The 26,459-nt window shown below is 56.8% G+C and carries 22 protein-coding genes; 10 read left to right on the forward strand and 12 right to left on the reverse strand.

Annotated elements, in window-relative coordinates; all coding sequences use genetic code 11:
- Positions 1–4 precede the first annotated feature (4 nt).
- Both mlc and bioD read left to right on the forward strand, forming a co-directional pair.
- A complete protein-coding gene (gene mlc, locus E5C26_RS11650) occupies positions 5–1,222 on the forward strand; it encodes a sugar metabolism global transcriptional regulator Mlc (protein WP_135316440.1) in 1,218 nt (405 codons plus the stop codon).
- A 151-nt stretch (positions 1,223–1,373) separates the two neighbouring features.
- Positions 1,374–2,045 carry a dethiobiotin synthase gene (gene bioD, locus E5C26_RS11655; protein ID WP_135316441.1) on the forward strand — a complete coding sequence of 224 codons (672 nt, stop codon included), beginning with the start codon at positions 1,374–1,376 and terminating at the stop codon, positions 2,043–2,045.
- Here bioD and clcB read toward each other — a convergent pair.
- Positions 2,042–3,322, reverse strand: a complete 1,281-nt coding sequence (gene clcB, locus E5C26_RS11660; protein ID WP_135316442.1) for a voltage-gated ClC-type chloride channel ClcB — start codon at positions 3,320–3,322, stop codon at positions 2,042–2,044. The two genes, bioD and clcB, sit on opposite strands and share 4 nt — an antisense overlap.
- Positions 3,323–3,597: 275 nt before the next feature.
- Between clcB and E5C26_RS11665 the strand changes: the two genes are divergently transcribed.
- Complete coding sequence (locus E5C26_RS11665) at positions 3,598–5,085, forward strand: MDR family MFS transporter (protein WP_135316443.1); 1,488 nt, start codon at positions 3,598–3,600, stop codon at positions 5,083–5,085.
- 40 nt (positions 5,086–5,125) lie between these two features.
- On the opposite strand, the gene E5C26_RS11670 is transcribed toward E5C26_RS11665, so the two are convergent.
- Both E5C26_RS11670 and E5C26_RS11675 read right to left on the reverse strand, forming a co-directional pair.
- Positions 5,126–5,425 (reverse strand): DUF1161 domain-containing protein, encoded by a 300-nt coding sequence (locus tag E5C26_RS11670; protein ID WP_017892728.1) that lies wholly within the window; start codon positions 5,423–5,425, stop codon positions 5,126–5,128.
- A 90-nt stretch (positions 5,426–5,515) separates the two neighbouring features.
- Positions 5,516–5,884, reverse strand: a complete 369-nt coding sequence (locus E5C26_RS11675; protein WP_135316444.1) for a DUF1283 family protein — start codon at positions 5,882–5,884, stop codon at positions 5,516–5,518.
- Positions 5,885–6,032: 148 nt separating this feature from the next.
- Here E5C26_RS11675 and E5C26_RS11680 point away from each other — a divergent pair, with 148 nt between their 5' ends.
- Positions 6,033–6,359, forward strand: coding sequence for a YnfA family protein (locus E5C26_RS11680; RefSeq protein ID WP_135316445.1), 327 nt, complete (start codon positions 6,033–6,035; stop codon positions 6,357–6,359).
- 35 nt (positions 6,360–6,394) lie between these two features.
- On the opposite strand, the gene ydfG is transcribed toward E5C26_RS11680, so the two are convergent.
- The 9 genes from ydfG to E5C26_RS11725 all read right to left on the reverse strand — a co-directional run bounded on the left by ydfG (position 6,395) and on the right by E5C26_RS11725 (position 16,524).
- The gene (ydfG, locus tag E5C26_RS11685) at positions 6,395–7,144 is read right to left on the reverse strand and encodes a bifunctional NADP-dependent 3-hydroxy acid dehydrogenase/3-hydroxypropionate dehydrogenase YdfG (protein ID WP_135316446.1); all 750 of its coding nucleotides are present in this window, start codon (positions 7,142–7,144) and stop codon (positions 6,395–6,397) included.
- Between the two features lie 175 nt (positions 7,145–7,319).
- On the reverse strand, positions 7,320–9,038 hold the full coding sequence (locus E5C26_RS11690; protein WP_135316447.1) for a M12 family metallo-peptidase: 1,719 nt from the start codon (positions 9,036–9,038) through the stop codon (positions 7,320–7,322).
- Positions 9,039–9,248: 210 nt separating this feature from the next.
- On the reverse strand, positions 9,249–9,770 hold the full coding sequence (locus E5C26_RS11695) for a GNAT family N-acetyltransferase (RefSeq protein WP_135316448.1): 522 nt from the start codon (positions 9,768–9,770) through the stop codon (positions 9,249–9,251).
- A gap of 97 nt (positions 9,771–9,867) precedes the next feature.
- Positions 9,868–11,289 (reverse strand): MFS transporter, encoded by a 1,422-nt coding sequence (locus tag E5C26_RS11700; RefSeq protein WP_135316449.1) that lies wholly within the window; start codon positions 11,287–11,289, stop codon positions 9,868–9,870.
- A gap of 185 nt (positions 11,290–11,474) precedes the next feature.
- Positions 11,475–12,554 carry an ABC transporter ATP-binding protein gene (locus E5C26_RS11705; protein WP_135316450.1) on the reverse strand — a complete coding sequence of 360 codons (1,080 nt, stop codon included), beginning with the start codon at positions 12,552–12,554 and terminating at the stop codon, positions 11,475–11,477.
- Positions 12,554–13,507, reverse strand: a complete 954-nt coding sequence (locus E5C26_RS11710) for a carbohydrate kinase family protein (protein WP_135316451.1) — start codon at positions 13,505–13,507, stop codon at positions 12,554–12,556. Before E5C26_RS11710 ends, E5C26_RS11705 begins: the two co-directional genes overlap by 1 nt.
- Before the next feature lie 19 nt (positions 13,508–13,526).
- Positions 13,527–14,366 (reverse strand): carbohydrate ABC transporter permease, encoded by an 840-nt coding sequence (locus E5C26_RS11715; protein ID WP_135316452.1) that lies wholly within the window; start codon positions 14,364–14,366, stop codon positions 13,527–13,529.
- Positions 14,356–15,264, reverse strand: a complete 909-nt coding sequence (locus E5C26_RS11720) for a carbohydrate ABC transporter permease (protein WP_135316453.1) — start codon at positions 15,262–15,264, stop codon at positions 14,356–14,358. Before E5C26_RS11720 ends, E5C26_RS11715 begins: the two co-directional genes overlap by 11 nt.
- A gap of 9 nt (positions 15,265–15,273) precedes the next feature.
- The gene (locus tag E5C26_RS11725) at positions 15,274–16,524 is read right to left on the reverse strand and encodes an extracellular solute-binding protein (protein WP_135316454.1); all 1,251 of its coding nucleotides are present in this window, start codon (positions 16,522–16,524) and stop codon (positions 15,274–15,276) included.
- A gap of 100 nt (positions 16,525–16,624) precedes the next feature.
- Here E5C26_RS11725 and E5C26_RS11730 point away from each other — a divergent pair, with 100 nt between their 5' ends.
- From E5C26_RS11730 to dcp, 6 genes are all read left to right on the forward strand, one after another.
- Positions 16,625–17,797 (forward strand): ROK family transcriptional regulator, encoded by a 1,173-nt coding sequence (locus tag E5C26_RS11730; RefSeq protein WP_135316455.1) that lies wholly within the window; start codon positions 16,625–16,627, stop codon positions 17,795–17,797.
- A gap of 312 nt (positions 17,798–18,109) precedes the next feature.
- On the forward strand, positions 18,110–19,441 hold the full coding sequence (gene guaD, locus E5C26_RS11735; RefSeq protein WP_135316456.1) for a guanine deaminase: 1,332 nt from the start codon (positions 18,110–18,112) through the stop codon (positions 19,439–19,441).
- On the forward strand, positions 19,438–20,868 hold the full coding sequence (xdhA, locus tag E5C26_RS11740; protein ID WP_135316457.1) for a xanthine dehydrogenase small subunit: 1,431 nt from the start codon (positions 19,438–19,440) through the stop codon (positions 20,866–20,868). The genes guaD and xdhA overlap by 4 nt, the downstream gene beginning before the upstream one ends.
- Positions 20,861–23,263, forward strand: a complete 2,403-nt coding sequence (gene xdhB / locus E5C26_RS11745; RefSeq protein ID WP_135316458.1) for a xanthine dehydrogenase molybdopterin binding subunit — start codon at positions 20,861–20,863, stop codon at positions 23,261–23,263. The genes xdhA and xdhB overlap by 8 nt, the downstream gene beginning before the upstream one ends.
- A complete protein-coding gene (xdhC, locus tag E5C26_RS11750) occupies positions 23,247–24,011 on the forward strand; it encodes a xanthine dehydrogenase accessory protein XdhC (protein WP_135316459.1) in 765 nt (254 codons plus the stop codon). The genes xdhB and xdhC overlap by 17 nt, the downstream gene beginning before the upstream one ends.
- Before the next feature lie 140 nt (positions 24,012–24,151).
- Positions 24,152–26,353, forward strand: a complete 2,202-nt coding sequence (gene dcp / locus E5C26_RS11755; RefSeq protein WP_135316460.1) for a peptidyl-dipeptidase Dcp — start codon at positions 24,152–24,154, stop codon at positions 26,351–26,353.
- Positions 26,354–26,459 lie beyond the last annotated feature (106 nt).

A 26,459-nucleotide genomic window follows, 5' to 3' on the forward strand; every position in this document is an offset into this window, starting at 1 on the left:
GTTTGTGATTGCTGTTGGGCAGCCTGGGCATATCGATCAAATCAAGCAAACAAATGCAGGGGCAGTTTATCGGCTGATCGATCAACTGGGCCCGATTTCGCGCATCGAATTGTCAAAACGGGCGCAACTCGCCCCCGCCAGTATCACCAAGATTGTCCGCGAACTGCTGGAAGCTCATCTGGTTAAAGAAACCGAGTTCCAGGAAGTCGGCAGCCGTGGCCGTCCGGCGGTTGGGCTGGTACTGGACACCGAAGCCTGGCACTACCTTTCTGCCCGCATCAGCCGGGGCACCATTACGTTGGCACTGCGCGATATCAGCAGCAAACTGGTGGTGGAAGAGTTGTTGCCACTGGCCGCCGAACACCCCGACCCACTGTTAAAACGCATTCTGGTTGAAGTCGACCAGTTCTTTATCCGCCATCAAAGCAAGCTGGAACGCCTGACGGCAATCGCCATTACGCTGCCGGGTATGGTTGATGCGATCTCCGGCGTGGTGCACCGCATGCCGTTTTACGACGTCGAAGATATGCCGTTAGGCCCGGCGCTGGAAACGCGTACCGGTCTGCCGGTTTACCTGCAGCACGATATCAGCGCCTGGACCATGGCCGAAGCCTTATACGGTGCTTCTCGCGGCAGTCAAAACGTGATTCAGGTGGTGATCGATCACAACGTCGGCGCTGGGGTGATCACCGGTGGCAGGGTGCTGCACGCCGGCAGCCGCAGCGTGGTGGAGATTGGCCATACTCAGGTCGATCCTTACGGCAAACGCTGTTACTGCGGCAATCACGGTTGCCTGGAAACCGTCGCCAGCATCGAAAATATACTGGAAATCGCCCAGCAGCGTCTCAGTGCTTCCATGAGCTCCAGCCTGCACGGTGCACCGCTGACGGTTGAGTCTCTGTGTGATGCGGCGCTGGCGGGTGACCAGTTGGCGAAAGATATTATCCTTGGGGTGGGGCACAGCGTGGGCCGCATTCTGGCGATCATGGTTAACCTGTTCAATCCGGAAAAAATTCTGGTCGGTTCTCCGCTGAACCGGGCGGCGGAAATTCTGCATCCGGCCATTGCCTCCTGTATACGTCAGCAGTCGCTGCCGGCCTACAGTGAGCAGGTTCAGGTAGAGTCCACTCAGTTCTTCAATAAAGGCACCATGCCCGGCGCGGCACTGGTGAAAGAAGCGTTATACAACGGTTCGCTGCTGGTGCAGTTGCTGCAAGGCTAATACCAATCAGTGATTCTTATCGTTTAACGACAAAAGGTTGAGCTACCTCAAGCCCCGTCCCCCCGGCATCCTCTAGACTTTTCCCGTTCGTCGCTTTCGCCACATTTTTGGCGATTTTTTGGTTAACGGTGCATCTCGGGGCAATTAATTCATGTTAACGCGTTTATTTGTTACAGGTACGGATACCGATGTCGGTAAAACCGTGGTTTCCCGCGCTTTATTACAGGCGCTTGCTGCGCAAGGCCGTTCTGTGGCCGGCTACAAACCTGTCGCTGCGCGCTGTCAGGAAACCAGCGAAGGCCTTCGCAATAAAGACGCTTTGGTTTTACAGGCATCCTCAACCATGCCGCTGTCGTATCAGGAAGTTAATCCCATCACCTGTCTGGAAGAGGTCTTTCACGCGCAACCTACCGACGATATCAACTATGGCGTGATGAGCAGTGGGCTACAGCATTTGTCCACCAAGGCCGATACCGTGGTGGTAGAAGGGAGTGGCGGCTGGCGCGTGTTGATGAACGATATGCGGCCTTACGCCGAATGGGTCATTCAGGAACAACTGCCGGTGGTTCTGGTGGTGGGGATCAAACTGGGTTGTGTCAGCCACGCTTTATTAACGGCGCAGGCGATCATTAATGATGGCTTGCCGCTGTTGGGCTGGGTCGCGAACCGCATCAATCCGGGGCTGGCACACTACGCCGAAACTATCGATGCGATGCAGCAACGCATTCCTGCGCCGCTGTTGGGTGAAATCCCTTATCTGCCACGCGCCGAGCAGCGTGAATTGGCGCGTTATCTGGATATCTCGCCATTGCTAAACCGTTAGGCATTGTGATAGACCGACACCGAACGTAAACCGCGTGAGACGGTGGTGGCGATCACACAGGCCAACAGAATCCCCGGTAGCAGGGTATATTCACCGGTCATTTCGAACACCATCAGCGCAGCCATAATCGGCGCGTGGGTGGTGGCCGCCAACAGCGTAGCCATGCCGGTTAACGCCATCAGAATCGGTACCGCACTGCCCAGCTCCGGCCAGATAGCGCAGAGTTGCCCAACCACCGAGCCGAGCGCCGCCCCGACAAACAGCGTTGGCGTGAACACACCGCCAGGCGCCCCAGAGCCACTGCTGGCGAGCACCGCCAGCAACTTGCAGATCAGAATGGCGCCGACCAGCAATACGCCGGGCGGCGCACTGAGCAGCGACTGCACCACGCTGTAGCCATTGCCCCACACTTCAGGAAACAGCAGCGACAGCAGCCCGACAATTAGCCCACCCAGCGCCAATTGCAACGGCGGTTTTAGTCGCAGCGAACGGAATGCGCGCCCGGAAGAAGACATTGCCCACAGGAACAACGGGCCGCAGACACCGGCCAATACGCCGAGCAGCGCCATCAGCAGATATTGCACCGGCCAGGGCGCGGGCAGCGGCTCCACCAGATACAGCGGCGCCTGACCGCCGTTAAGCAAATTGGTTACCAGCAGGGCGCTGACGGCGGCAATCACCACCGGGCCGAGCGAGGCCAGCATCAGGGTGCCAAACAGAATTTCGGCGATAAACAGGCTGCCGGCCAGTGGGGCATGATAAGCGCTGGCCATACCGGCTGCGGCCCCGCAGGCCACCCACAGTTTCCACTCTTTCTCATGGGTAAAGCGCTGGGCAAACACGGAGCCTACCAATGCCGCCAGCAGGATCATCGCACCTTCGCGACCGATAGCGCTGCCGCTGGAAACCACCAGCAGTGAGGCCAGGCATTTTACCAGGCTGGCGCTGACGTCGAGGCGGCCATCACCGGTTTCGATCGCCTCCATATAATCAGTGGGGGCAACCTGCCGCTGGTGCTGATAGCGTTGATAAACCCACAATAACAGCCCCGCCGCCAGCCCACCCAACGCCGGGGTTAGCGCTCTGCGCCAGCCGGGCAATGCGGCGGCGGCGGCCACCAGACTACCGTCCTCGTGGTCCAGCAGTAACCATTCCAGCCCGAGCATCGCTCGGTGAAACAGCCAAACCACCAACGCAGCGGCAATACCAAGAAAGATGGCAATAAACAGACGGCGCAGCAGGGCGCGATAATGGTGCAGGTGGACCAATCGTTTCATGCGTCAGTAAAATCGTGAGAAAAATGAAAGGTTCAGCTGAGCATTGTGCTTGCCGACCCGGCCGAAGGCCAGTGAATCTTTACAGATTCGCCGGCAGCATCGCGGTTTATTCGTTGCGGCGAGCCGCGAATGGCATTTTAGTGACGATGTCACTTTCTGTTCAAATGGTGCGTTTATAGCCAGTAAAAACAGGGAAGTAGACACCGGTAACGGCAACCTTTAATCCGGCTGGTATAATTTAAGGCAAACAAGAATCTACGGTTTGTAATTACGCTATGACAAATAACGACACACCTGCTCCAATCGCTCATCGTCCCCTAATCCTGATCGCCTGCATGTTGGCGATGTTCATGTCGGCCATAGAGGCGACCATTGTCGCCACGGCGATGCCAACCATTATCGGCGATCTTGGCGGTTTTTCCCTGCTCGGCTGGGTGTTTGCGGTCTATCTGTTGGCGCAGGCCATCACCATTCCCATTTATGGTCGGCTGGCGGATCTGCTGGGGCGCAAGCGGGTGTTTTTCTTTGGCGCGTCGCTGTTTTTATTGGGTTCGGTATTGTGCGGTTTCTCGCCGAACATGTACTGGCTGATTGGTTTTAGGCTGTTGCAGGGGCTGGGCGCCGGGGCAATTATGCCGACAGCCACCACCATTATTGGCGATGTCTACAGCCCGACCGAGCGACCCAAGGTGATGGGCTACATTTCCAGCGTTTGGGGCGTGTCGGCGATTATTGGCCCATTGTTGGGGGCGTTTATCGTCCAGCACTTGCCCTGGGCGCTGGTATTCTGGGTCAACTTGCCGATCGGTCTGCTGGCGATGTTTCTCCTGGCGCGTTATCTCCCTTCTCGCCAACAGGTGCGTAAACATGCGCTGGATCTGGCTGGGACCGCCTGGCTGACGCTGTTTGTTACCGCGCTGCTGCTGTCACTGCTGCAGGCAGAGAATCTCGGTTGGTGGGTGCTGCCATTATTGGCGTTGGCGGCGGTTTCGCTGATGTTGCTGATCCGCCAGGAGCGGCGGGCACCAGAGCCACTGTTTCCGCTAGCGTTATGGCAAAGCCGGGTGATCGTGGCCGGCAATATTGGCGGTCTGGTGATTGGCGCGGCGATGATGGGTATCAGTGCCTTTCTGCCGACCTTTATTCAGGGTGTGATGGGCGGAACGCCCCTGGAGGCCGGTACCACACTGGCGCTGATGTCGATTGGTTGGCCGTTGGCCAGTACCCTCAGCGGTCGGCTGATGCTGATGACCTCTTATCGCACTACGGCGCTACTGGGGGCATTATTATTACTGGCCGGTGGGCTGATTCTGTTGTTGCTGCAGCCGAGCGGTGGCTTATTGTGGGGCCGGGTAGCGGCGTTTATGGTCGGTGCGGGTATGGGGTTGTGCAACACCACGTTTTTGGTTTCGGTGCAGAACGCGGCTCACCACAGCATCCGCGGCATTGCCACCGCCTGCACGGTGTTTACCCGTATGATGGGGTCGGCGATGGGTACCGCTATTTTAGGTGCGACGCTGAATATCAACTTGCAGCTTCGTTTGCCGCAAACGACCGATCCGGTACAGCAATTGATGGAACCGGCTGCACGTAGTGCGATGACGCCGGAAATACTGACGAGCATGACGCAGCAGGTTGCCGCTTCGTTGCACTGGGTATTTTTGGTTTCGGCGTTGCTCTCATTGCTGGCACTGGCGGCGGCGATGCTGATCCCCGCGCGGCATCGGCCACAGGGTGAGGGGGAAGAGGCGGAGCAGGCATAAATAAAAAGGAAAGGGCGCACAGAGCGCCCTAAAACGGTAATTATTGCGAGGTTTTCGTATCCTGGCTGGTGCCGGTCTGAGCCGCGTCACCGTTGTCATCGCCGTTACCAAGGCGAGTATAAACAATCTTCTGAGTGTCGTTTTCGCAGTGGCCAACGACCAGTCCACCGGCCTGTTGGGCCTGATCGTTCGGCACGATATCCAGTTTGAAACCAGATTCCGGCACGCCGTTTTTGACGATTTTCTGCGAAATGTCTGCCTTCACGCTTTCGCACGAGGCCAGGGCGGCCAGCGGTGCCGCGGCCATCAGCAGTGCACCCAAGATAAGCGCTTTTTTCATCCATTCGTCCTTATTTGAAAATGGGCTTCCTTTGTCAGGATAGCAGCAACGGTGGCGTAGGGTAACGCTCACCGCCTTGCTGCGACCAGATTAAGGATTAATCTGACGACCGGTCTGGCGATCCAGACATTTGCGAGTGTTCGGCTCCCAGTAAGCATTGACGTTCAGGCTGTCGTCGCAGCGATCTTCGCTATCAATCGCCTTGTCTACCTTGTCGAACTCTTTCTCCACGCGGGTGTTAACCTTGTTGCGCAGGGATTTGGTATCGTTAAACTGCTCCTTGCTTTGACGAGCCGCTTCGGTGCTCATGGCCCCGCTGTTGCTGCCATCGACGGTAACGCAGGTGCTGCCCTGAGTGCAGCTGGCGGCCAGCGCCGGAGCCTGCCAGGCCCCCATCAGCATCAGCATGGCGACCGGCAGCATCCCGCGCAGCAGTCGTTGAGTCGAAAGTGTTTTCATCGTTTCATCCTTATGAGTTAGTGTTGCCTGAAAACGGCAACACTGGCTTTACCGCGCCCGCAGGCGTGTTGATAAATATACCATCGCGCCCCTGAGCTGCACCAGTCAAGCACGGCCTTGTTTACTTTACAGAGAGAAAGTTTCCCCCATGTTAAAGACCACCCTGTTATTTTTCGCCACCGCACTGGCCGAGATCATCGGCTGTTTCTTGCCTTATTTGTGGCTGAAAAAAAGCGCCAGTGCCTGGTTACTGTTGCCGGCAGCAGTCAGTCTGATGCTGTTTGTCTGGTTGTTGACGCTGCACCCGGCGGCCAGTGGGCGGGTCTACGCGGCCTATGGTGGGGTTTATGTGGCGACGGCGTTATTGTGGCTGCGGGTGGTGGACGGGGTGAAATTATCGGCGCTGGACTGGCTGGGGGCCGGTGTGGCCCTGGCAGGCATGCTGATTATCGTTTCCGGCTGGCGTGCGGCCTGAAAAACGATGGCAGGGGCAAGCCCTGCCGCTCAGGATTAAGACTCGCGGTGGATATTCAGCCCGGCAAAGGATTGGCTGACCGGCATGATTTCCAGCGAGTTAATGTTGACGTGGGCCGGCAGGGTCGCGACCCAGAACACCGACTCGGCGATATCTTCTGGCGTCAGCGCATTGGCGCCGTCGTAGACCTTGTCCACCTTGCCGTCGTCGCCCTTGAAGCGCACGTTGGAAAATTCGGTGCCGCCCACCAGACCCGGTTCAATATCGGTCACACGGATGCGGGTACCGTGCAGGTCAGCTCGCAGGCCGAGGCTGAACTGTTTGACAAAGGCTTTGGTCGCGCCATAAACGTTGCCACCGGCATACGGCCAGTTGGCAGCGATCGATCCGATATTGATCACGTGGCCAACGTTGCGTTCTACCATGTCCGGCAGCAGGGCGCGGGTCATGTTCACCAGGCCTTTGGTGTTGGTGTCGATCATGGTTTCCCAGTCATCGGCATTGGCCTTGTGCGCGGGTTCCATACCCAGCGCCAGCCCGGCGTTATTAACCAGGATGTCGATGTGGCGCAGCGCCGCAGGCAGCTCATCAATCACCTGCTGAATGGCGGCGCGGTTACGCACGTCGAGGCGGACGATATGCAGAGCTTCACCCAACTCGTCTTTCAATTCTTCCAGACGTTCGACACGACGACCGGAGGCAATCACCTGATGCCCTTCGCGGATAAAGCGTCGTGTAATGGCTTCACCAAAACCGGATGTGGCGCCCGTAACAAAAATGATCATGTTGCTGTTCCTCAACTGTTTTTAATCAGGATGCTACTAGCATTAGCATAATCCTACTTCAAGTGGCAGTGGTTATCGGCATCCACGCCGAAAAACCGCCATCGCTGTTGCCAGGCGGGCGGTTTTTTGAACTGCTTTTGATTAACCGGCGCAGATGCACCGGTTAGGTCAACATTTAACGGTATGCGGCGACCGTCGCAGAAAACTCATTCATCGCGCGTACAGCATCGACCTTATCCACGATCCCCATTGGAATGCCATAATCCTGAGTATAGCGATGTGGAGTGGAGTAATAGGGAATGGTGTTGCCACCCATAATACTCCTGACCAATGAATAACCCTGATTATAAGAACCGCCAGAGTCGGCATGATTCAAGCCCATATTATGGCCAAGTTCATGGCGCATTACCGTGGTGCCACAATTGATTGAGCCGGAGGCAACCATGTTGAAAGCACTGGAGCGAACCCAGGCTAAACCACAGCCATCTTCAGTACCTTCATAGTAAATGCCATCTGCTTTTAGACTATCTCGCCAGCCCTGAACGGTAGGATCGCTACGTAACTCACGAAGTGGGTCAATCAATTCTTTCCAATGGTCTTTTGCGACAACCTGACGCAGACCACGCATACGATAGCGGAAGTTGGCACCGGAGTTTTCCAGAGCCTCATTAGTCATATTGAAACCCTCAATCAGCCGGTTGCGCATGATGTCCTCCCCCATTCGAGCGGCGGCTTTGTCGCTGTAAAGCAGCAATAGATCGATGGTAATGGTTTCTTTACTCCAGGCTTTATTTTCATCCACCTTAAACGCCACGATTTCACCATTAGAAACAGGATAGGTTTTCCCATCGGCTAATACGGTAAAGTCCTTGGCAGCATCACTGGTGATAACGACGCGGCTTCCCGCTGGTTGGTTTCCAGGTAATTCCAATTGCGAATGAGGATTACCGACGCCAGCATGGATCAGCGTGCGTGGCCGGCCGAGTTGTCCAAGTCTTCCATTAGGAAGCTCATAAGCGTAGAAACGTGAGTCTGGATGTTTCATTAATTGCCACTTTTTATTCTCGGCAATATAAATGAAATCATACTGGTCACCGTTGTATAAATACATTGCGCCAGGCATATTGACGTTAGAGGCATCAATGGCTGCATAGAAAATGGACGAAGATTTTATTGATACTTTATCGCGATCGCCGGCGTTTTCCGGCAGTCTTATTAGCTCAATCCAGTGCTGACTTGTAAATTTCACCTCAGTGAACTGCGAAGTCGGTTTTGGCATTTGAACGTTAATATTATCAGCAAATAGAGTTCGGACCGGTGCGGAGTCAATCACCCAACCATTAAATGCTGCCAGATATTTGAAGGTATAAATGTCATTGGTAAAGATAGTGGCCGTGCTGGCATACAACATGTTCGTTGTATTTACTTTGGCGTTCCAGGCTGCAAGGGAGCGGACAACAATATAGGCGCCATCGTTAGCCTTGGCGGGTAGCGTAACTGCCGGGACCCAGTTGTGGTCAGCCAGTGTGTAAAAAGTGATATTGTCTGGTTTTTCAGGAATGGTATCACCAACGCTATTAGGTGAAAGATAACTGATTCCCGGTCCACTAATGGACCATTTGCTGATGTTTGCCTGATAGACCAGAGTGAAGCTGCTTCCGGTTTTAATAGGTATTGACTTTAATGGTACGTCGACCTCTGTAGTATCAAGGTAAGCAGTATAAGCTGCGTTAGAGATAATATTTACCTTGTTTTTATCGGTAGGTTCTAATGGCAGTTTTATTTCCTTTGTCCAGTTGCCATTTTCCATCCTGAAATTAATCTCATCATAACCTGAAGGTAAATTACCGCTACCGAGTTGGTTAGGGGAGGTTGATAGGGTTTTGTTGCTCATTGTTGTTCTCCTAAGGATATTAAAATATTTTAGCGTTTATTTTCCACACAAACTGTAATGTCTTTTGTGTGTGAAAATCCTAGCGGAGAAAAACAATGGGTTATATGAGCTTACGTTTTGTGGTTAGCCAAACAACACGATAGTTTAATTTGGATAATAAAATGCCACTCAGCATTCACTGAGCGGCATTAGGCAATGCTAAGACTTCGATTATAGCTGTGGCGGTATGTGATAGACCACGCAGTCGTATTTGGTGTTTTCGCGTCGGCCGGCCACTACGCCGCCCAGAGATTCGGCGATACGTCGGCTTGGCGTATTCTGTTCGGCGACCGGATAGATAAAGTGGCGCGGATGGTAACGAACGCTTGCCCACACCGCCATGGCGTGCACGATTTCGCGCCCATAGCCTTTGCCGTGCAGGTTCTCTTTCACCCAGATGCCCAGTTCAGGCGTGGTGTTGTACAAGTCGTGAACGCCGCCCATGCCGACAAACTGTTTGGTGTCGCGCAGGCGAGCGATGTAAATCATTTCTTCGCCTTCGCGGATCAGCGGCAGCCAGGTTTGCCAAACGTTGGCAAAGGCTTCCGGCGACTCCTCGGGCTCAAAGTTCATATAGCGCGTCAAGGTAGGGGTGATCGCCTGGTAGACATCGTCGGCGTCTGCTGCGGTAAATGGGGCAATCAACAACCGGTCGGTGTTAACGCGGCACTGAGAAAGGTCACTGTGATTCATTATTATTACCTCGCTTTTCAGGCCAAAACGGCAAAAAATCCGCACCGGTGAAACGGGGCGGATCATCGATATTACGTTGATTGACGGCAGATGCGACTTATTTCTGCACTGGGGCGGTAGCGGGGGTTCTCTGGCGTACCTCGCTGCCGGCGTTGGCGCTCAGGGTAAAGCAGTCAACCACGGCCAGCAGGGCAATCACGCCGATGACCACAAACGCCCACTGAAAATCAGCCAGAGGGATACGCTCGGCCGTTTGCGGCATCAGCATCTCTGCCAGCCGCAGGGCCAGCGCGCCGATAGCGATACCCAGTCCGCTGCCCATTTGCTGCGACACATTGAACAGCGTATTGGCGCCATTCATCTGCGGCTGTGGCACTTCGGAAAACGCCAGAGTATTAAGCGCGGTGAACTGCATGGAGCGCGTCAGCCCACTGACGAACAGCAGCGCCAGAATCAGCCAGGTCGGGGTCTGTGGCGTCAATAGCGCACAGGCGAAAATAGTGCCGGCGTTTAACAAGCCATTGACCACCAGCGTGGTGCGAAAGCGAAAACGGTACAGCACCGCCGAGGTAAACGGCTTCATCACCAGATTCCCGGCAAATACCGCCAGCACCAGCAGCCCTGCGTCGAAGGCGTTCAGGCCAAAGCCGATCTGGAACAGTAGCGGCAGCAGGAAGGGCACGGCACCAATGGCGATGCGGAACAGCGTACCGCCCCAAATAGTGACGGCGTAACTTTTTATTCGCATTGCCCACAGATTGATCAGCGGGTACTCAGTGCGTTTGGCGTGGCGAACCGCCAGTGCGCCTAATGCCAGGCTGCCGATAATACACAGCGCAGGCACCAGCCAGGACAGTTGCGGGTGGTTGATCAAGTCCAGACCGAACATCAGGCCGAAGCAGGCGATGCCGGTCAACATGAAGCCGAGCGCGTCAAAAGGCACACCTTTCTGCGGCGCTTCCTGCGGGATCAGCCGCCAGGCCAACCACAAGGCGGCGATACCCAGCGGCACATTAAGAATAAAGATCCAGTGCCATGAGGCGTAGGTGGTAATAAAACCACCGACCGGCGGGCCGAGGATTGGGGCTACCAACCCTGGCCAGGTGATGGTGGCAATGGCCTTGATCAGATCCGGTTTGGCCGTGTTGCGTAGCACCACCAGGCGACCCACCGGCACCATCAGTGCACCGCCAAAGCCTTGCAGAATACGGGCGGCGGTGAAGGTGGGCAGGTCAACGCTGGCGGCGCACAGCACCGATGCCAGGGTAAAAATCAGCACTGCAGCAGCAAAGATATTGCGGGCGCCGAAGCGGTTGGCAATCCAGCCACTGGCTGGAATAAACACCGTCAGCGTCAGAATATAAGCCGAGATCCCAATATTCATGTCGACCGGCCTTACGCCGAACGCCGCCGCCATCTGCGGCATGGCGGTGACAATCACCGTGCCGTCGAGGTTTTCCATAAAGAAGGCACCCGCTACCAGCAGCGGCAGCGCGCTGGCACGTGAAAAAAAACTCATGGTTGCGTGCACCGGGCGGAGCACAGACAAAATGCTGGCATGAGAGAAACCCCGTTTCAAAAATGTTAACGCTGGCAGAGATTTGGAGCATAGCGCATCACACAGAGGTTAAAAAGAGGTTAAGTGGGTGATAATTAGCGGGCGCAGCAATGGCGCCCGCTAAGGAGGTTAGTACACCAGATGCCTCAACTTTCCCGCAATCGCTGTCCGGTAGCGGCATCGAACAAGTGGATCGCTTCAGTATTGGGCTGCAGGCACAGCGGTTGGCCGCTTTCGGCATTGACCCGCCCGCTGAATTGCACATGCAGCCGATAACCACCCCAGGTCAGGTGCAGCAGGCTGACATCGCCGGTGATCTCCATCAGGCGCAAGGTGGCGGCAGGCTGCTGGCTAGTGTCCACTAAATGAAAATCGTGCGGACGCAGCCCAAGGATCACCTGGCTGCCCGGCACGGCCTGCCGCCATTTGGCGGGTAATGGCAACCACAATTCGCCGCAGGCCACGCCGGGCAGATTGTCACGTGGCGTCACGATGCCTTCCAACAAATTCATTGGCGGTGAGCCGATAAAGCGCGCCACAAAGGTGTTGGCGGGCGCGTCGTAGATCTCCAGCGGCTTGCCTTGCTGCACGATATTACCGTCTTTCATCACCACGATTTGGTCGGCCAGCGTCATTGCTTCGATCTGGTCGTGGGTGACGTACACCGTGGTGGTTTTGAACTGCTGATGCAGCGATTTAATCTCGGCGCGCAGCTCCATACGCAACTGGGCGTCGAGGTTGGACAGCGGTTCATCGAATAAAAACACTTTCGGGTTGCGCACCATGGCGCGGCCCATCGCCACTCGCTGGCGTTGGCCACCGGACAGTTCTTTCGGGTAGCGTTGTAAAAGGTGGTCGATCGCCAAAATGCGCGCTGCCTGCTGCACCTTGGCCTGTTGTTCGCTTTTGGCGACCTTCATCACCTGCATGTGGAACGCCATGTTTTCCGCCACTGTCAGGTGCGGGTAGAGCGCATAACTCTGGAATACCATGGCAATATCGCGATCGGCGGGATCCAGATCGTTAATCTTTTGCTTATCCAGCAGGATCGCGCCTTCGGTCAGCGTATCCAGCCCGGCCAGCAGCCGCAGCAGCGTGGACTTGCCGCAGCCGGACGGGCCGACCAGCACGGTAAAACTGCCGTCGGGGATAGTCAGATCCAGTGGGTTCAGCACCCGTTGCTTGCCATAGTATTTGGCGACTTTTACCAGTTCGACACTAGCCATCAGAGCAGTTCTCCGGCGCAGGTTTTTAACGTGTTCCAGTCCAGATACTGGCGTGGCGAACTGCTGATGGCGTGGCTGGCGGCGCGGATGCCCCAGCGCAGCGCCACCGCAGCCGAATGGCCATACAGGCAAGCGGTCAGGAAACCGGCGTTAAAGCTGTCGCCGGCCCCGATGGTATCGACCACCTTGATCGGGTGTGCCGCCGCCTGCAATTGCCGTTCACCGCACCACATGCGCGCGCCGTCCGGGCCGCACTTCACCACGCAGGCGGCGTCGGCCGGCTGTTGCCGGTTCAGCGTACGGGCGGCGGTGTACAAATCCTCATGACCTGCCATGCCGCAGGTTTCCACTTCATTGAGCAGCAGGATGTCGCAGAACGGCAGCCAGTCGGCGATTTGTGCGCGCAGCGCATCGCTCCAGCCCTGCGGCGGCCAGCCGGTATCAACCGCAATGCGATAGCCGCGCTGGCGCAGGGTTTGCAGCAGTACCGGATATTCCGCCAGCAGGGTGGTACACAGGAAGGTGCCGCACAGCAAAATGGTATCGCCATTACCGGCAAACAGTGGGATTTGATGCAATACATCGTCCTGGCTCAGGCGAGTGATGTGGCCCTGATTGCTGAAAAAGGTGCGTTCGTTGTCGGGGTGGGTGACGCCGAAAGTCAGCGAGGTTTCACAGCTGTAGGTCGGCCAGTACAGTGAGCTTTCCGGGAACAGCTGGGCCAGCCAGGGGCTGAAATAGTCGTTGCCTTGATTGGCCACCAGCCGGTAAGGGGTTTCCAGCGCCGCCAGCGCCAGTGCGCAGTTACCGGCCGAACCGCCGGGGCGCAGTTCGCTGTGATCCAGCATTGCTTCGGTGCCTTTTTGCGGCCACTGCTGCAAGGTGCTCATGATCACATCGACGTTGATATTGCCCACCACGTACAGCGTGGGCCGGGTATTGGTGCTCATCATGTTAATTTCCCTGAATAAATTAGCCTTTGCTGCCACCACTGGTTAAGCCGCTAACCAGCGTTTTTTGCAACCAGATGGCAATAAAAAGAGGTGGAATGGCGGCCAGAATGCCGACGGCGGCGATCAACCCGTCATCGGTGGCGCGCCCGGCAGTGAAACCGGCGATGGTCACCGGCAGCGTCTGCGCCTGAATATTGCTGGTGAACAGCAGCGCGTAGAAAAATTCATCCCAGGCCAATAGCCAGCCAAACAGCGCAGAAGCGCCCAGCGCCGGTTTGGCCAAGGGCAGGGTAATGCGCAGCAGCACCTGCCACTGACGCAGCCCGTCCAGCCGCGCAGCCTGTTCGATGTCTATCGGCAGGGCGTCGAACTGGTTTTTCAGCATCCAGGTGAGGAACGGCAGGATCAGCGAGCAGTAGACCAGTACCAGACCGATATGGGTGTTCAGCAGCGCCAACTGCTGCAGAATAAAGTACAGCGGCAGCACAAAGGCCACCGGCGGCACCATGTAAATCGCCAGGCTGGCGAACAGCCAACCGTCGCGCCCCGGATAACGCGAGAAGCTGAACGCCGCCGGGATCGCCAGCAACAGCGAAATCAGCGTCGCGCCGCAGGCCACCAGCAGGCTGTTGAACAGCGCATGCAGGAACAGGGCCCCCGGCTGGCCAGGCTGCAATGAAAGCAGGCTGCCATAGCGTGAAAAGTCCCAATGGCGCGGCAGCCATTCCAGCGGCACGCGGGTGAGATCGGCCGAGGAACTGACGCTCATCAGAAACAGCCACAGCATCGGCGCCAGGATCGACACAGCCAGCAGCAGCGCGGCACCGTAGCGCAATACCAGGCGAATTTTACGCTTCATCGGCGAGGCTCCTTCTGCGCTGGCGGAACAGCATCAGCATGTACAGCGCGATCAGCAGGCCGCACAGCAGGGTCATCAACACCGCGTAAGCTGCGCCGCTACCGGCCCGCAGATAACTGAACGACTCCTGATACACGAAGAAGCTGAGGGTCTTGGTGCTGTCCATGGGGCCGCCGCGCGTCATCACGTAAATGATGTCGAACACCTTGAAGGCATCAATGGTTCGCAACACCAGCGCCACCGCCAGCGGGGCCAGAATGGCGGGCAGGGTGATGGCCCGGAAACGCCGCCAGGCAGAGGCACCGTCCAGCCGCGCAGCCTCGTACAAATCGTCCGGGATGGATTGCAACGCCGCCAATGTCAGCAGGGTAATCAACGGGTAGTTTTTCCAAATGTCTGCCAACATCACCGCGTTGAGCGCCGACGTGGGGTCGCCCAGCCAGCTGCGGTAGTGGTCAATCACCCCAAGCTGGGTTAACAGCGCGTTGATACTGCCGTAATCCGGGTTGAAGTTCAGTCGCCACATGGTGGCGTTGACGATGGTCGGGAGCGCCCAGGGCAAAATAACCAGTACCCGCAGAACATTACGGCCGTGGAACTTTTGGTTAAGCAGCAGCGCCACCAGTACGCCGATCACCCCTTCGAACGCCACAGAAACCAGGGTGAAATACAGCGTGCGCCACAGTGCAGCCTGAAAATCCGGGTCGGTCAGCGCATAGATAAAATTGTCCGCACCCACCCAGGCAGGTGTGACGCCGTCACCTACCAGCGCCGCGTCGGTAAAACTCAGCCACAGGGTGCGAGCCAGCGGCCAGGCGGTTAACAGCAGCATCATCAGCAGCATGGGTGCCAGTAGCACCCATGCCTGACGCCGCTCACGTTGAGGTAAAGTGAGCATCGTCATCGCTTAACGCAGCCGCGCAGCGCTTTGGGTTGCCGCATCCAGTCCGGCCTGCGGCGTCACCTTGCCCTGCAGAATTTGCTGCAAGTCCTGTTGCAAGCCGTTAGACAAACGAGAGTAATCGGCAGTTTCAGGGCGTGACAGCATCACGTTCAGCGACTGTTTGGCGGCGGCGATCAACGGTTCCTGACCTTTTTGCACGGCCGGATCGTCATAAGACGACTTCCAGATCGGCAGGCTCAGCTTGGCGTATTTGTCCTGCACCGGCTGTGAGGTCATATAGCTGATGTACTGCCAGGCCTGATCGGGGTGGGCGCTGGCCTTGGCGATGCCCAGCCCCATCGAGCCGTTAACTGCGGAGACCTGACCTGCCACCGAACCCGGAGCCGGTACGATGCCGACGTCACCGGCCACTTTGCTTTGCTTGGGATCGTTGGCCATGTTGTACATGTAGGTCCAGTTAAGGGCGAAGGCCGCGTCACCGTTGGAGAACGCTTTACGCACGTCCTCTTCCAGATACTCGCGGGAGTTCGGGTTGGTCAGTCCCTTATCCAGCGACGCTTTCATATAGTCGACGGCCTGCAACGAACCGGGGCTGGAGAAGGTGATTTTCCCCTGTTGAACAAACTGGCCCTTATAGGCGGACACCAGAGTGGTGTAATCGCAAACCAGTGCCTCGGCCTGTGACCAGCTCCACACCAGCGGGTATTTGACCACGTTTTTCTGCTTGAGGATTTCAGCCTGCTGCGCCAGTTCCTGCCAGGTTTTCGGCGGAGCGGCGATCCCGGCCTTGGCCAGCATGGCTTTGTTGTAATACAGGTATTTGGTATCGAGGATCCACGGCATGCCCCAGCGTTTGTCCTTATAGGTGACGGTGGTCATGGCTCCGGCAAAGATCTTGGCGCTGTCGTCGGCGCTGATGCGCGAGGTCACGTCCTGCAACAGGCCGAACTTGGTGAATTCCGCCGGCCAGATGGCGTCGAACAGCACCACATCGTAGCCGTTGCTGCCGGCACCGCGTGCGGCGACGATTTTATCGTGCAGCGCTTCGTAAGGAACGAACTCCAGGTTCACGGTGATGTCCGGGTGCTGTTTGCTAAAATCGGCGGTCATGGCACGAATATCATTTTCGCTGTAAGCCGCCTGGGTCATAAACAACGCGTTGATTTGCGTCGGGGCGGCATAGGCAGATGACAGGCTGAGCGCCAGGGCAGAAAGGGTACAGACTGCCGTAGCGGCAAGGGTATGGCTTTTCATTGTGCGTTCTCCGGTGTTAAAAAGATTCTTAAATCAATTTGATTGCTTTATTGGAGGGCACCATACTGCAAAGACGATTTCCCTTTCTGCATAGGCAGTTATGACGACTTCCGGCACTAACCTTGAACATGCTCGTGCACACAACCGGCGCGTAGTGATAGAGGCTATCCGTCTGCACGGTGAACTGACCCGTGCCGAAATTGCCCGGCTGACTTCACTGACGCCGCAAACCGTTTCAAACATTGCAACAGAACTGGAACAGGCCGGTATTCTCTCCTCGCACCTGCCGCGTCGTGCCGGCGGGCGAGGTCAACCGGCCACGCCGTTGACCCTGAATCCAGATAGCGCGTATTCCATCGGCATCCATCTGGATCACCAGTCACTGCTGATCATCGTGGTTGATCTCTCAGGCAGCGTTCGTTTCCACCGGCTGATTATGGTGCAAAAGCCGCAACCTGCTGCCACCTTGAAACTGATTTGTGATGTACTGCAAGAAATGCGCCAGCAGCCGGATCTGAGCTGGAGAAAAATGCTGGGTATCGGCGTAGTGATGCCAGGGCCGTTTGGCGTGGAAGGCATCTCGTCCGTTGGGCCGACCACGCTTAACGGTTGGGAAGATATCGACGTGGTGGCTGAGCTCAACGCGCAAAGTGGCCTGCCGGTCACGCTGGAGAACGATGCCACCGTGGCCGCTATCGGCGAGCGTTTGCACGGCGTGGCCAGGCAACTTAATTCCTTTATTTATTTGTATCTCGGTACCGGACTCGGGGCCGGGATTTTTACCGATGGCCGAATTTATACCGGCCATGCGCACAATGCTGGTGAAGTCGGCCACATGATTGTGCAACCGGGCGGGCGGGCCTGCTACTGTGGCAACCAGGGCTGCCTCGAGCGTTATGTTTCGTTGCAGGCGGCCTACGAGAGCTGCGGGCTGGATCCAATGCGCGCCATGCCGCAAGACCTGCTGGCGTTACCGCAGTCGCAGATCGACGCCTGGCTGGATACGGCGGTGCAGGCGTTACGCCAGGCGATCAACATCATCGAGTGTATGTTCGATGCCGAAGCGGTGATTATTGGCGGGTTGATGCCGGAAAGTATTGTAGAGCAGTTGATCAAGCGCCTGGCGCCACTGCACCGTTCGGTGCGCAGCAAATACCTCGACGGCCTGCGGGTACGATTGGGTACCACCGGTGCGGATACCGCCGCATTAGGCGCGGCCGCATTACCGCTGTTTGATGAATTTAACCCGCGTTATGAAGTGTTATTGAAGTAATAACTTTCATCCCCCGATTTCTATTGTTGCCCGTTATTGGTGCAGGCTTACAATTAATCCAATACAAGCAAACGGTTGCTATTTAAAGGCAACCGTTTGCTTATTTTCTGTTTATTTTTATCTACTCGGATTATTGGATGTCATGTATTTATCTTGTTGTTTTTAAATAATAAGAGCCAATAAAAAACCAACTGGCACGCTGATTGCTATCCTTAAAACATCACCTGCGATCGATAAAAAGACCGCCATAGTTCCCCGGGCTGAAATAACTCAGCCGGGGCTGTGCGCTGGCCGGTAGAGAAGGAAAGCAAAATGAGCCTGTCATTCACCACGGCGATCCGTGGCAATTTTTTCGATATTGCTGCCTGCGTCGATCAACCGCAGCAGTTGGAGCAGCAATTGCGCCATATTCCTGATGGATTGCTGCTGCTCGATGAAGGCCGCATTGTCTGGTTTGGCCCCTGGCAGCAGGGCGAAAGGTTGTTGTCGCCGGGTTTTGAGGTCACCCACTATCAGGACAAACTGATCGTGCCGGGCTTTATTGATACCCATATTCACTATCCGCAAACCGAAATGATCGGGGCCTATGGCGATCAGCTCCTGGCATGGCTAAAGCACTACACCTTCCCGACAGAAAGCCAATTCTGCTGCGAGCAGCACTCCGGCAAGATGTCGGCGTTCTTTTTGCAGCAACTGTTAAGCAACGGCACCACCACGGCGCTGGTGTTCGGCACCGTGCATCCGCAGTCGGTTGAAGTGCTGTTCAGTCAGGCGGCGGCGCTGAATATGCGCCTGATCGCCGGCAAGGTGATGATGGACCGCCATGCGCCGGACGAACTGCTGGAAACCCCGGAACAGAGCTACAGACAGACGCGCGAACTGATCGAACGCTGGCACGGTAAGCAACGGCTGAGCTATGCCATCACACCGCGTTTTGCGCCCACCTGCACCCCGGCGCTGTTGGCTCAGGTACAAAGGTTGCGTGAAGAGTTTCCGGATACCTATCTGCACACTCACCTGAGTGAGAGTCAGGAAGAAGTCGCCTGGGTGAAAGAGCTGTTCCCGGACAACCGCAGTTACCTGGATGTCTATCATCAGTACGGACTGACCGGCGAGAGAAGCGTGTTTGCCCACTGCCTGCATCTGGAAGAGCAAGAGTGGGATTGCCTGTGCCACACCGGTTCGGCCATCGCTTTTTGCCCGACGTCCAACCTGTTTCTCGGCAGTGGTCTGTTCAATCTGCAAAAAGCCTGGCACAAGCAGGTCAAGCTGGGCATCGGGACCGACGTGGGCGCCGGTACCACTTTCAACATGCTGCAAACGCTGGGTGAGGCTTATAAGGTCGCTCAACTGCAACGCTATCAGCTTTCGGCCAGCGAAGCCTTCTACCACGCCACATTGGGAGGGGCGCGGGCGCTGGCACTGGATGACAAAATCGGTAATTTCGCAGTCGGTAAAGAGGCGGACTTTGTGGTGCTGGATCCGGCGGTATCGCCGTTGCAGAAACTGCGTCATGAAAACAGCCGTGAACTGACGGAGCAACTGTTTGTGCTGATGACGCTGGGCGACGACCGCAACGTTTACCGAACCTACGTCGATGGCAAAGTGGTGTACCGACCGGCCACGCATCAGGAGGCCGCATGATCCAGTTTCTGCTTAATCAAACGCTGAAAAATGAAACTGCGCTCGATCCCAATACCACGGTGCTCAATTATCTGCGCCGCGATCTCGGCCGCTGTGGCACCAAAGAAGGCTGCGCCTCCGGTGACTGTGGTGCCTGCACGGTGGTGCTGGCGGAGGCGGATGGCGATCAGTTGCGCTATCGCAGCGTTAACGCCTGTCTGACGTTTGTCAGCGCGCTGCACGGCAAGCAGTTGATCAGTGTGGAGGACCTGAAACAGCAAGGGAAATTGCACAGCGTGCAGCAGGCGATGGTCGACTGCCACGGCTCGCAGTGTGGCTTTTGTACGCCGGGCTTCGTGATGTCGATGTTTTGCCTGCAAAAGAATGGCGAAAACTATCATCGCGAACAGGCACAGCAGGCACTGGCCGGTAATCTGTGCCGCTGTACCGGCTACCGGCCGATTTTGGCGGCGGCGCAGCAGGCGTGCGACAGCAAAACGCCAGACAGCTTCGACCGTCATCAACAACAAACGTTGCAACGCCTGCTGGCGATCCCCGCCGCCACACCGCTAGAAGCCGTGGACAAGCGTTGCCTGTTGCCACAGACTCTCGAGGAATTGGCGACGCTGTATCAACAGCATCCGCAGGCCAAACTGTTGGCCGGCGGTACCGATCTGGCACTGGAGGTCACCCAGCGTCATCAGGATTTACCCTTGATGATCGCCATTGGCCAGATTGAAGCACTCAAGCTCATCAGCTGGCAGGATGATCGGCTGATCATTGGGGCCGGAGCCACGCTGAGCGACCTTTACCCGCTATTAACCAACTACCACCCGGCCTTCGGCGAACTGCTGGCGCGCTTTGCTTCGCAGCAGATCCGCAATCAGGGCACGCTGGGGGGCAATATCGCTAATGCCTCCCCGATTGGTGACGCAGCGCCGTTGCTGCTGGCGTTGGATGCGCAGTTGATCCTGCGCTGTGGCGCCGTGCGGCGTGAACTCCCGCTGAACGACTTCTTCCTGGACTATCGCCAGACCGCGCTGCAGCCGGGGGAGTTTATTGAAAGCATCGTGCTGCCGGCCCAGGCGCCGGCGGATTTCCGCGCCTGGAAAGTGTCCAAGCGGCTGGAGGATGATATTTCGGCGGTGTGCGGTGCCTTCAACCTGAGCATCGAACAAGGGACGATCCGCGATGCCCGCGTGGCCTTTGGTGGCATGGCCGCGACGCCTAAACGCGCGAGATTGTGCGAACAGCAACTGGTAGGGCAGCCGTGGCGACGGGCGACCGTGGAGCTTGCGGCTCAGGCGTTGGCGCAGGACTTTACGCCGCTGAGCGATTTCCGTGCCAGCAGCGCTTATCGTTTGCTGGTGGCGCAGAATCTGTTGCGTCGCTATTTCATTGCGTTGACGGAGCCACAACTGGCGATCGAGGTGACCACGCATGAGTAATCGCAAACGTCCCGAATATACCCAGCAGCAGTTGGCCGAAAGTTTCCGTCAGTCGCTAACCAGCGGTGTGGGCCGCAGCCGCAAACACGAGAGCGCCGACAAGCACGTCAGCGGTGAAGCGCAATACATCGACGACCGGCTGGAGTTTCCCAATCAGTTGCATCTGGCGGCAAAGCTGAGTGAGAAAGCGCATGCGCGCATCGAAAAGCTGGATCTGTCGGCCTGTTACGACTTTCCTGGCGTGGTTCGGGTGATTACCTGGGAGGACGTGCCGGGTGAACTGGATATTGCTCCGTTAACCCACGGCGATCCGCTGCTGGCCAAAGACGAGGTGGAGTATGTCGGGCAGGTGATTGCGGTGGTGGCGGCAGAGGATCCGGAAATCGCCTGGCGGGCTGCCCAGGCCGTCAAAGTGAGCTATCAGGAGCTGCCTGCGCAGCTGGACGTCACTCAATCGCTGCGGGAAGGCTTCGTGGTGCAGGAAGCGCACCACCATCGACGCGGTGACGCCGACGGCGCACTGGCGCAAGCATTGCACCGCATTCAGGGTGAGCTGCACGTCGGTGGTCAGGAGCATTTTTATCTGGAGACCCAGATTGCCTCGGTGTTGCCGGCCGAAGACGGTGGCATGCTGGTGTATTCATCGACCCAGAACCCCACCGAAATCCAAAAGCTGGTGGCCTCGGTGCTTAATTTACCGATGCACAAGGTGACTATCGACACGCGGCGCATGGGCGGCGGCTTTGGTGGCAAAGAGACTCAGGCCGCCGGCCCGGCGTGCCTGTGTGCAGTGGTGGCGCACCTCACCGGGCGGCCGGTGAAAATGCGGCTTAACCGCCGCGACGATATGCTGGTAACCGGCAAGCGCCACCCGTTTTATATTCAGTATGACGTCGGCTTTGACGACGCCGGGCTGTTGAACGGGGTGAAAATCAGCCTGGCCGGTAACTGCGGTTACTCGCTCGATCTGTCCGGTTCGATTGTCGATCGCGCCATGTTCCACGCCGATAATGCCTATTTCCTGCAGGATGTGCTGATAACCGGCCACCGCTGTAAAACCCATATTGCCTCCAATACGGCTTATCGCGGTTTTGGGGGGCCGCAGGGCATGATGGCGATCGAGCAGATCATGGACCACATCGCGCGCTATTTGGCGCTTGATCCGCTGGCGGTGCGTAAAACCAATTATTACGGCAAAGACCAGCGCAACGTCACCCATTACCATCAGCCGGTGGAACAGAACCTGTTGCAGGAGATCACCGCCGACCTGGAGCACAGTGCGGATTATCATGCGAGGCGGCTGGCTATCCGGCAGTTCAACGCACAAAACCCCATCCTCAAGAAAGGGCTGGCGCTGACGCCGGTCAAATTCGGCATCTCCTTTACCGCCGGTTTCCTCAATCAGGCGGGAGCGCTGGTGCTGATTTACACCGACGGCAGCATTCAGCTCAACCACGGCGGTACCGAGATGGGCCAGGGGTTGAACACCAAGGTGGCGCAGATTGTCGCTGAAGTGTTCCAGGTGGAAATAGAGCGTATTCAGATCACTGCAACCGATACCGGCAAGGTGCCAAACACCTCGCCGACGGCGGCATCGTCCGGTACCGACCTGAACGGCAAGGCGGCGGAGAATGCCGCTTTGACCATCAAACAGCGATTGATTGACATGCTGGCCACGCAGCATCAGGTTAACGCCGGGCAGATCGTCTTCAACAATGGTCAGGTCAGGGTGGGTGAGCGTTATTTCAGCTTCGAACAGGTGGTTGAGCAGGCCTATCTCAATCAAATTTCACTCGCCAGTACCGGTTACTACCGCACGCCGAAGATTTTTTACGATCGCGACAAAGCCAGCGGTCATCCTTTCTATTACTTCGCCTACGGCGCGGCCTGCGCAGAAGTGTTGATCGACACCCTGACCGGCGAATACAAACTGCTGCGGGCCGACATTCTGCATGATGTGGGTGACTCGCTGAACCCGGCGATCGACATCGGTCAGGTGGAGGGCGGTTTTGTGCAGGGCATGGGTTGGCTGACCAGCGAAGAACTGGTGTGGGATGAGCAGGGAAAACTGCTGACCAACGGCCCGGCCAGCTATAAAATTCCGGCGATTGGTGATGTACCGGCGGATTTGCGCGTCACGCTGCTGGAGAACCGCAAAAACCCCGAGGACACGGTGTTCCATTCCAAAGCCGTAGGTGAGCCGCCGTTTATGCTGGGCATCTCGGTCTGGTGCGCGATCAAGGACGCGGTGGCCAGCCTGGCGGACTACCGGCTGCAGCCCAATATCGACGCACCGGCCACGCCGGAGCGGGTGCTGTGGGGCGTACAGCAAATGCTTTCAAGTGACATTGTCACTGAGTTGGCAGAGGAGAAAGGCGATGGACGAGTGGATTGAGGCCCTGGCCGACTTGCGACGGCGCGGAGAACCCTGCGTATTGGTGACGCTGGTGGATGAGCTGGGCTCCACGCCGCGCAATCGTGGCACCAAAATGCTGGTGACTACCGAACGGGCGGTGAATACCATTGGCGGCGGACACCTGGAGTTCCAGGCGCTGGCGATTGCCCGCGAGATGCTACAGCAAGGGGCAGTCACACTGCGGCTGGAGCGTTTCCCGTTGGCGGCACGGCTGGGGCAGTGCTGCGGCGGAACTACCAGCGTGCTGTTCGAACCCTTGATCCCGCCGCGCCCGCAAATTGCCCTGTTTGGTGCCGGGCATGTCGGGCGTGCTCTGGTCAATATTCTTGCTACGCTGCCGTGCCGGGTACGCTGGGTTGATGGCCGTGCGGCGGAGTTCCCGGCGTTTATCCCGGTCGGGGTACAACAAGACGTCTGCGAGGAGCCGCTGGAAATCGTCGACGCCATGCCGCCGGGTAGCTATTTCATCGTCATGACCCACGACCACGCGCTGGATCTGGCGCTGACGGAACGGATTTTACGCCGTGGCGATGCCGGTTACTTCGGCCTGATCGGCTCGCTGACCAAGCGCAAACGCTTCGAATATAAACTCGGTCAGCGCGGTATCAACGAAGCGGCGATCGCTAGCATGCGCTGCCCGCTGGGTCTGCCGGACGTTAAAGGCAAACTGCCGGCCGAAATCGCCGTGGCGGTGGCCGGAGAGATCATTGCCTGTTATGGCGGTTAACCCTATCCATTAGTTGCTTTAGGTCTGGCTAATCACTTGTTTTTGCTCAATCTGCCAACTGCGCCTAAGCTAGGATGTGACTCAAGGGGAGTTGCATTCCCCACGACATTATTCTGTGAACATGGAGGAGTTTCGATTTGATGCGTTTATCGACATTGGTGCTGGCGATCGGCATGGCGCTGGGCGCGCAGGCACAGGCAGCAGAAACCAACCCGCACGCGGATCATAGCGCGTTGCCAAGTGGCCAGGCGAAGGAGGCTAACGTGACCGGTGAAGCCAACCAACACGACAACAAAAAGAACCAAAACCCGTTCTTCTATCAAAGCCGTCTGCCATTCCAGGCGCCGCCGTTCAATCTGATCAAAGAAAGCGATTATGCCCCGGCGATTGATGCGGGCATCAAGCAGAAGCTGGAAGAGATTGAGAAGATTGCCAACAACCCGGCCAAGCCTGATTTTAAAAATACCTTTGTGGCGATGGAACAAAGCGGCGCGTTGCTGTCGCGGGTGATGAACGTGTTTGGTGCCATGACCTCGGCCAATACCAGCGACGGGTTGCAAAAACTCGATGAGCAAAGCTCGCCGAAGCTGGCGGCGCTGGATGACGCCATCATGCTCAACAGTAAGCTGTTTGCGCGTATCAAGGCGGTTTATCAACAACTCGATGCGCTAAAACTGGATGCGGAATCGCGCCGACTGGTAGAAGTGACCTATAAGAACTTTGAGTTGGCGGGGGCCAATCTGTCCGACGCCGATAAAACCAAGCTGAAGGCGCTGAACCAGGAAGCGGCAACGCTGAGTACCCAGTTCTCCAACAAACTGTTGGCGGCGACCAAAGATGGCGCACTGGCGATTAGCGATAAAGGCAAGCTGGATGGCCTGTCGGAAAGCGAACTGGCGGCGGCGGCTCAGGCGGCCGCTGAACGCAAGCTGGATAAGCAGTGGCTGCTGGTGTTGCAAAACACCACCCAACAGCCGGAATTGCAGACGCTAAAAGACAGGGAGACCCGCAAGGCGTTGTTTGATGCCTCGTGGAACCGCGCGGAAAAGGGTGATGCTAACGACACCCGCCAGACCATTGCTCGCCTGGCTAAAGTCCGTGCCGAGCAGGCCAAACTGCTGGGCTTCCCGAATTACGCGGCCTGGAAGCTGCAAAACCAGATGGCCAAAACCCCGGATGCGGCGCTGACCTTTATGCGCAATATCGTCCCGGCGGCTACCGCGCGTGCCGAACGTGAAGCCAAAGATATTCAGGCAGTGATCGACCAGCAGAAAGGCAATTTCAAGGTCGAGGCCTGGGACTGGCAGTTCTACGCTGAACAGGTACGTAAAGCCAAATACGACCTGGATGAGTCACAGATCAAACCTTACTTTGAACTGGATAACGTGCTGAACAACGGCGTGTTCTATGCCGCCAACCTGCTGTATGGCATCAGCTTTAAAGAGCGCAAGGACATCCCGGTTTATCAGCCGGACGTGCGGGTTTATGAGGTGTTCGATAAAGACGGCAAATCGTTGGCGCTGTTCTATACCGACTTCTTTAAACGCGACAACAAGGGCGGTGGCGCCTGGATGAGCAACTTTGTCGAACAGTCGAAGCTCAAAGGCACCAAGCCGGTAATTTACAACGTCGCCAACTTCACCAAACCGGCACCGGGTCAGCCTGCGTTGTTGTCGTACGATGATGTGATCACCATGTTCCACGAGTTTGGTCATGCGCTGCATGGCATGTTCGCCGATCAGGAATATCCGAGCCTGTCCGGCACCAACACTGCACGTGACTTCGTTGAGTTCCCGTCGCAGTTTAACGAGCACTGGGCCAGCGATCCGAAAGTCTTTGCCCACTACGCCAAGCATTACAAAACCGGTGAAGCCATGCCGCAGGAACTGGTCGACAAAATCAAAAAGGCCGACAAGTTCAACAAAGGTTATGACATGACCGAACTGCTATCTGCGGCACTGCTGGATATGCACTGGCATATGCTGAGCGCCGACCAGCCACAGCAGGACGTGGACAAGTTCGAGGCCGAATCACTGATGAAAGACAAAATCGATCTCAGCTATGTGCCGCCGCGCTACCGTTCCAGCTACTTCAAGCACATTTGGGGTAACGGCTATGCTGCCGGTTATTACGCCTATCTGTGGACCGAAATGCTGGCGGATGACGCCTTCCAGTGGTTCACCGAACATGGCGGCCTGACTGCAGAGAACGGCCAGCGTTTCCGTAATATGATCCTGTCGCGCGGCAACAGCCAGGATCTGGAAAAACTCTACATCGACTGGCGCGGCAAAGCGCCAAGCATTGAGCCGATGCTGATTAACCGTGGTTTGAAAGACCAGTAATAGGCTGCGGTGTTAACCGGACGGACCATTAAGGACGCAAGTTTGCTTGCGTCCTTTTTTCATTCCACGGGGACATGGGCGGTGTGATGGTTTATCATGCGCCGAT

It is taken from the genome of Serratia proteamaculans, assembly GCF_004684015.1.
Taxonomy (GTDB): Bacteria; Pseudomonadota; Gammaproteobacteria; order Enterobacterales; family Enterobacteriaceae; genus Serratia; species Serratia proteamaculans_F.

What these genes read in the sequence shown, in the direction of transcription:
- bioD (WP_135316441.1), top strand. Translation starts at nt 1,374, where the DNA reads ATGTTAACGCGTTTATTTGTTACAGGTACGGATACCGATGTCGGTAAA.
- clcB (WP_135316442.1), bottom strand. Translation starts at nt 3,322, where the DNA reads ATGAAACGATTGGTCCACCTGCACCATTATCGCGCCCTGCTGCGCCGT.
- E5C26_RS11665 (WP_135316443.1), top strand. Translation starts at nt 3,598, where the DNA reads ATGACAAATAACGACACACCTGCTCCAATCGCTCATCGTCCCCTAATC.
- E5C26_RS11670 (WP_017892728.1), bottom strand. Translation starts at nt 5,425, where the DNA reads ATGAAAAAAGCGCTTATCTTGGGTGCACTGCTGATGGCCGCGGCACCG.
- E5C26_RS11675 (WP_135316444.1), bottom strand. Translation starts at nt 5,884, where the DNA reads ATGAAAACACTTTCGACTCAACGACTGCTGCGCGGGATGCTGCCGGTC.
- E5C26_RS11680 (WP_135316445.1), top strand. Translation starts at nt 6,033, where the DNA reads ATGTTAAAGACCACCCTGTTATTTTTCGCCACCGCACTGGCCGAGATC.
- ydfG (WP_135316446.1), bottom strand. Translation starts at nt 7,144, where the DNA reads ATGATCATTTTTGTTACGGGCGCCACATCCGGTTTTGGTGAAGCCATT.
- E5C26_RS11690 (WP_135316447.1), bottom strand. Translation starts at nt 9,038, where the DNA reads ATGAGCAACAAAACCCTATCAACCTCCCCTAACCAACTCGGTAGCGGT.
- E5C26_RS11695 (WP_135316448.1), bottom strand. Translation starts at nt 9,770, where the DNA reads ATGAATCACAGTGACCTTTCTCAGTGCCGCGTTAACACCGACCGGTTG.
- E5C26_RS11700 (WP_135316449.1), bottom strand. Translation starts at nt 11,289, where the DNA reads ATGAGTTTTTTTTCACGTGCCAGCGCGCTGCCGCTGCTGGTAGCGGGT.
- E5C26_RS11705 (WP_135316450.1), bottom strand. Translation starts at nt 12,554, where the DNA reads ATGGCTAGTGTCGAACTGGTAAAAGTCGCCAAATACTATGGCAAGCAA.
- E5C26_RS11710 (WP_135316451.1), bottom strand. Translation starts at nt 13,507, where the DNA reads ATGATGAGCACCAATACCCGGCCCACGCTGTACGTGGTGGGCAATATC.
- E5C26_RS11715 (WP_135316452.1), bottom strand. Translation starts at nt 14,366, where the DNA reads ATGAAGCGTAAAATTCGCCTGGTATTGCGCTACGGTGCCGCGCTGCTG.
- E5C26_RS11720 (WP_135316453.1), bottom strand. Translation starts at nt 15,264, where the DNA reads ATGCTCACTTTACCTCAACGTGAGCGGCGTCAGGCATGGGTGCTACTG.
- E5C26_RS11725 (WP_135316454.1), bottom strand. Translation starts at nt 16,524, where the DNA reads ATGAAAAGCCATACCCTTGCCGCTACGGCAGTCTGTACCCTTTCTGCC.
- E5C26_RS11730 (WP_135316455.1), top strand. Translation starts at nt 16,625, where the DNA reads ATGACGACTTCCGGCACTAACCTTGAACATGCTCGTGCACACAACCGG.
- guaD (WP_135316456.1), top strand. Translation starts at nt 18,110, where the DNA reads ATGAGCCTGTCATTCACCACGGCGATCCGTGGCAATTTTTTCGATATT.
- xdhA (WP_135316457.1), top strand. Translation starts at nt 19,438, where the DNA reads ATGATCCAGTTTCTGCTTAATCAAACGCTGAAAAATGAAACTGCGCTC.
- xdhB (WP_135316458.1), top strand. Translation starts at nt 20,861, where the DNA reads ATGAGTAATCGCAAACGTCCCGAATATACCCAGCAGCAGTTGGCCGAA.
- xdhC (WP_135316459.1), top strand. Translation starts at nt 23,247, where the DNA reads ATGGACGAGTGGATTGAGGCCCTGGCCGACTTGCGACGGCGCGGAGAA.
- dcp (WP_135316460.1), top strand. Translation starts at nt 24,152, where the DNA reads ATGCGTTTATCGACATTGGTGCTGGCGATCGGCATGGCGCTGGGCGCG.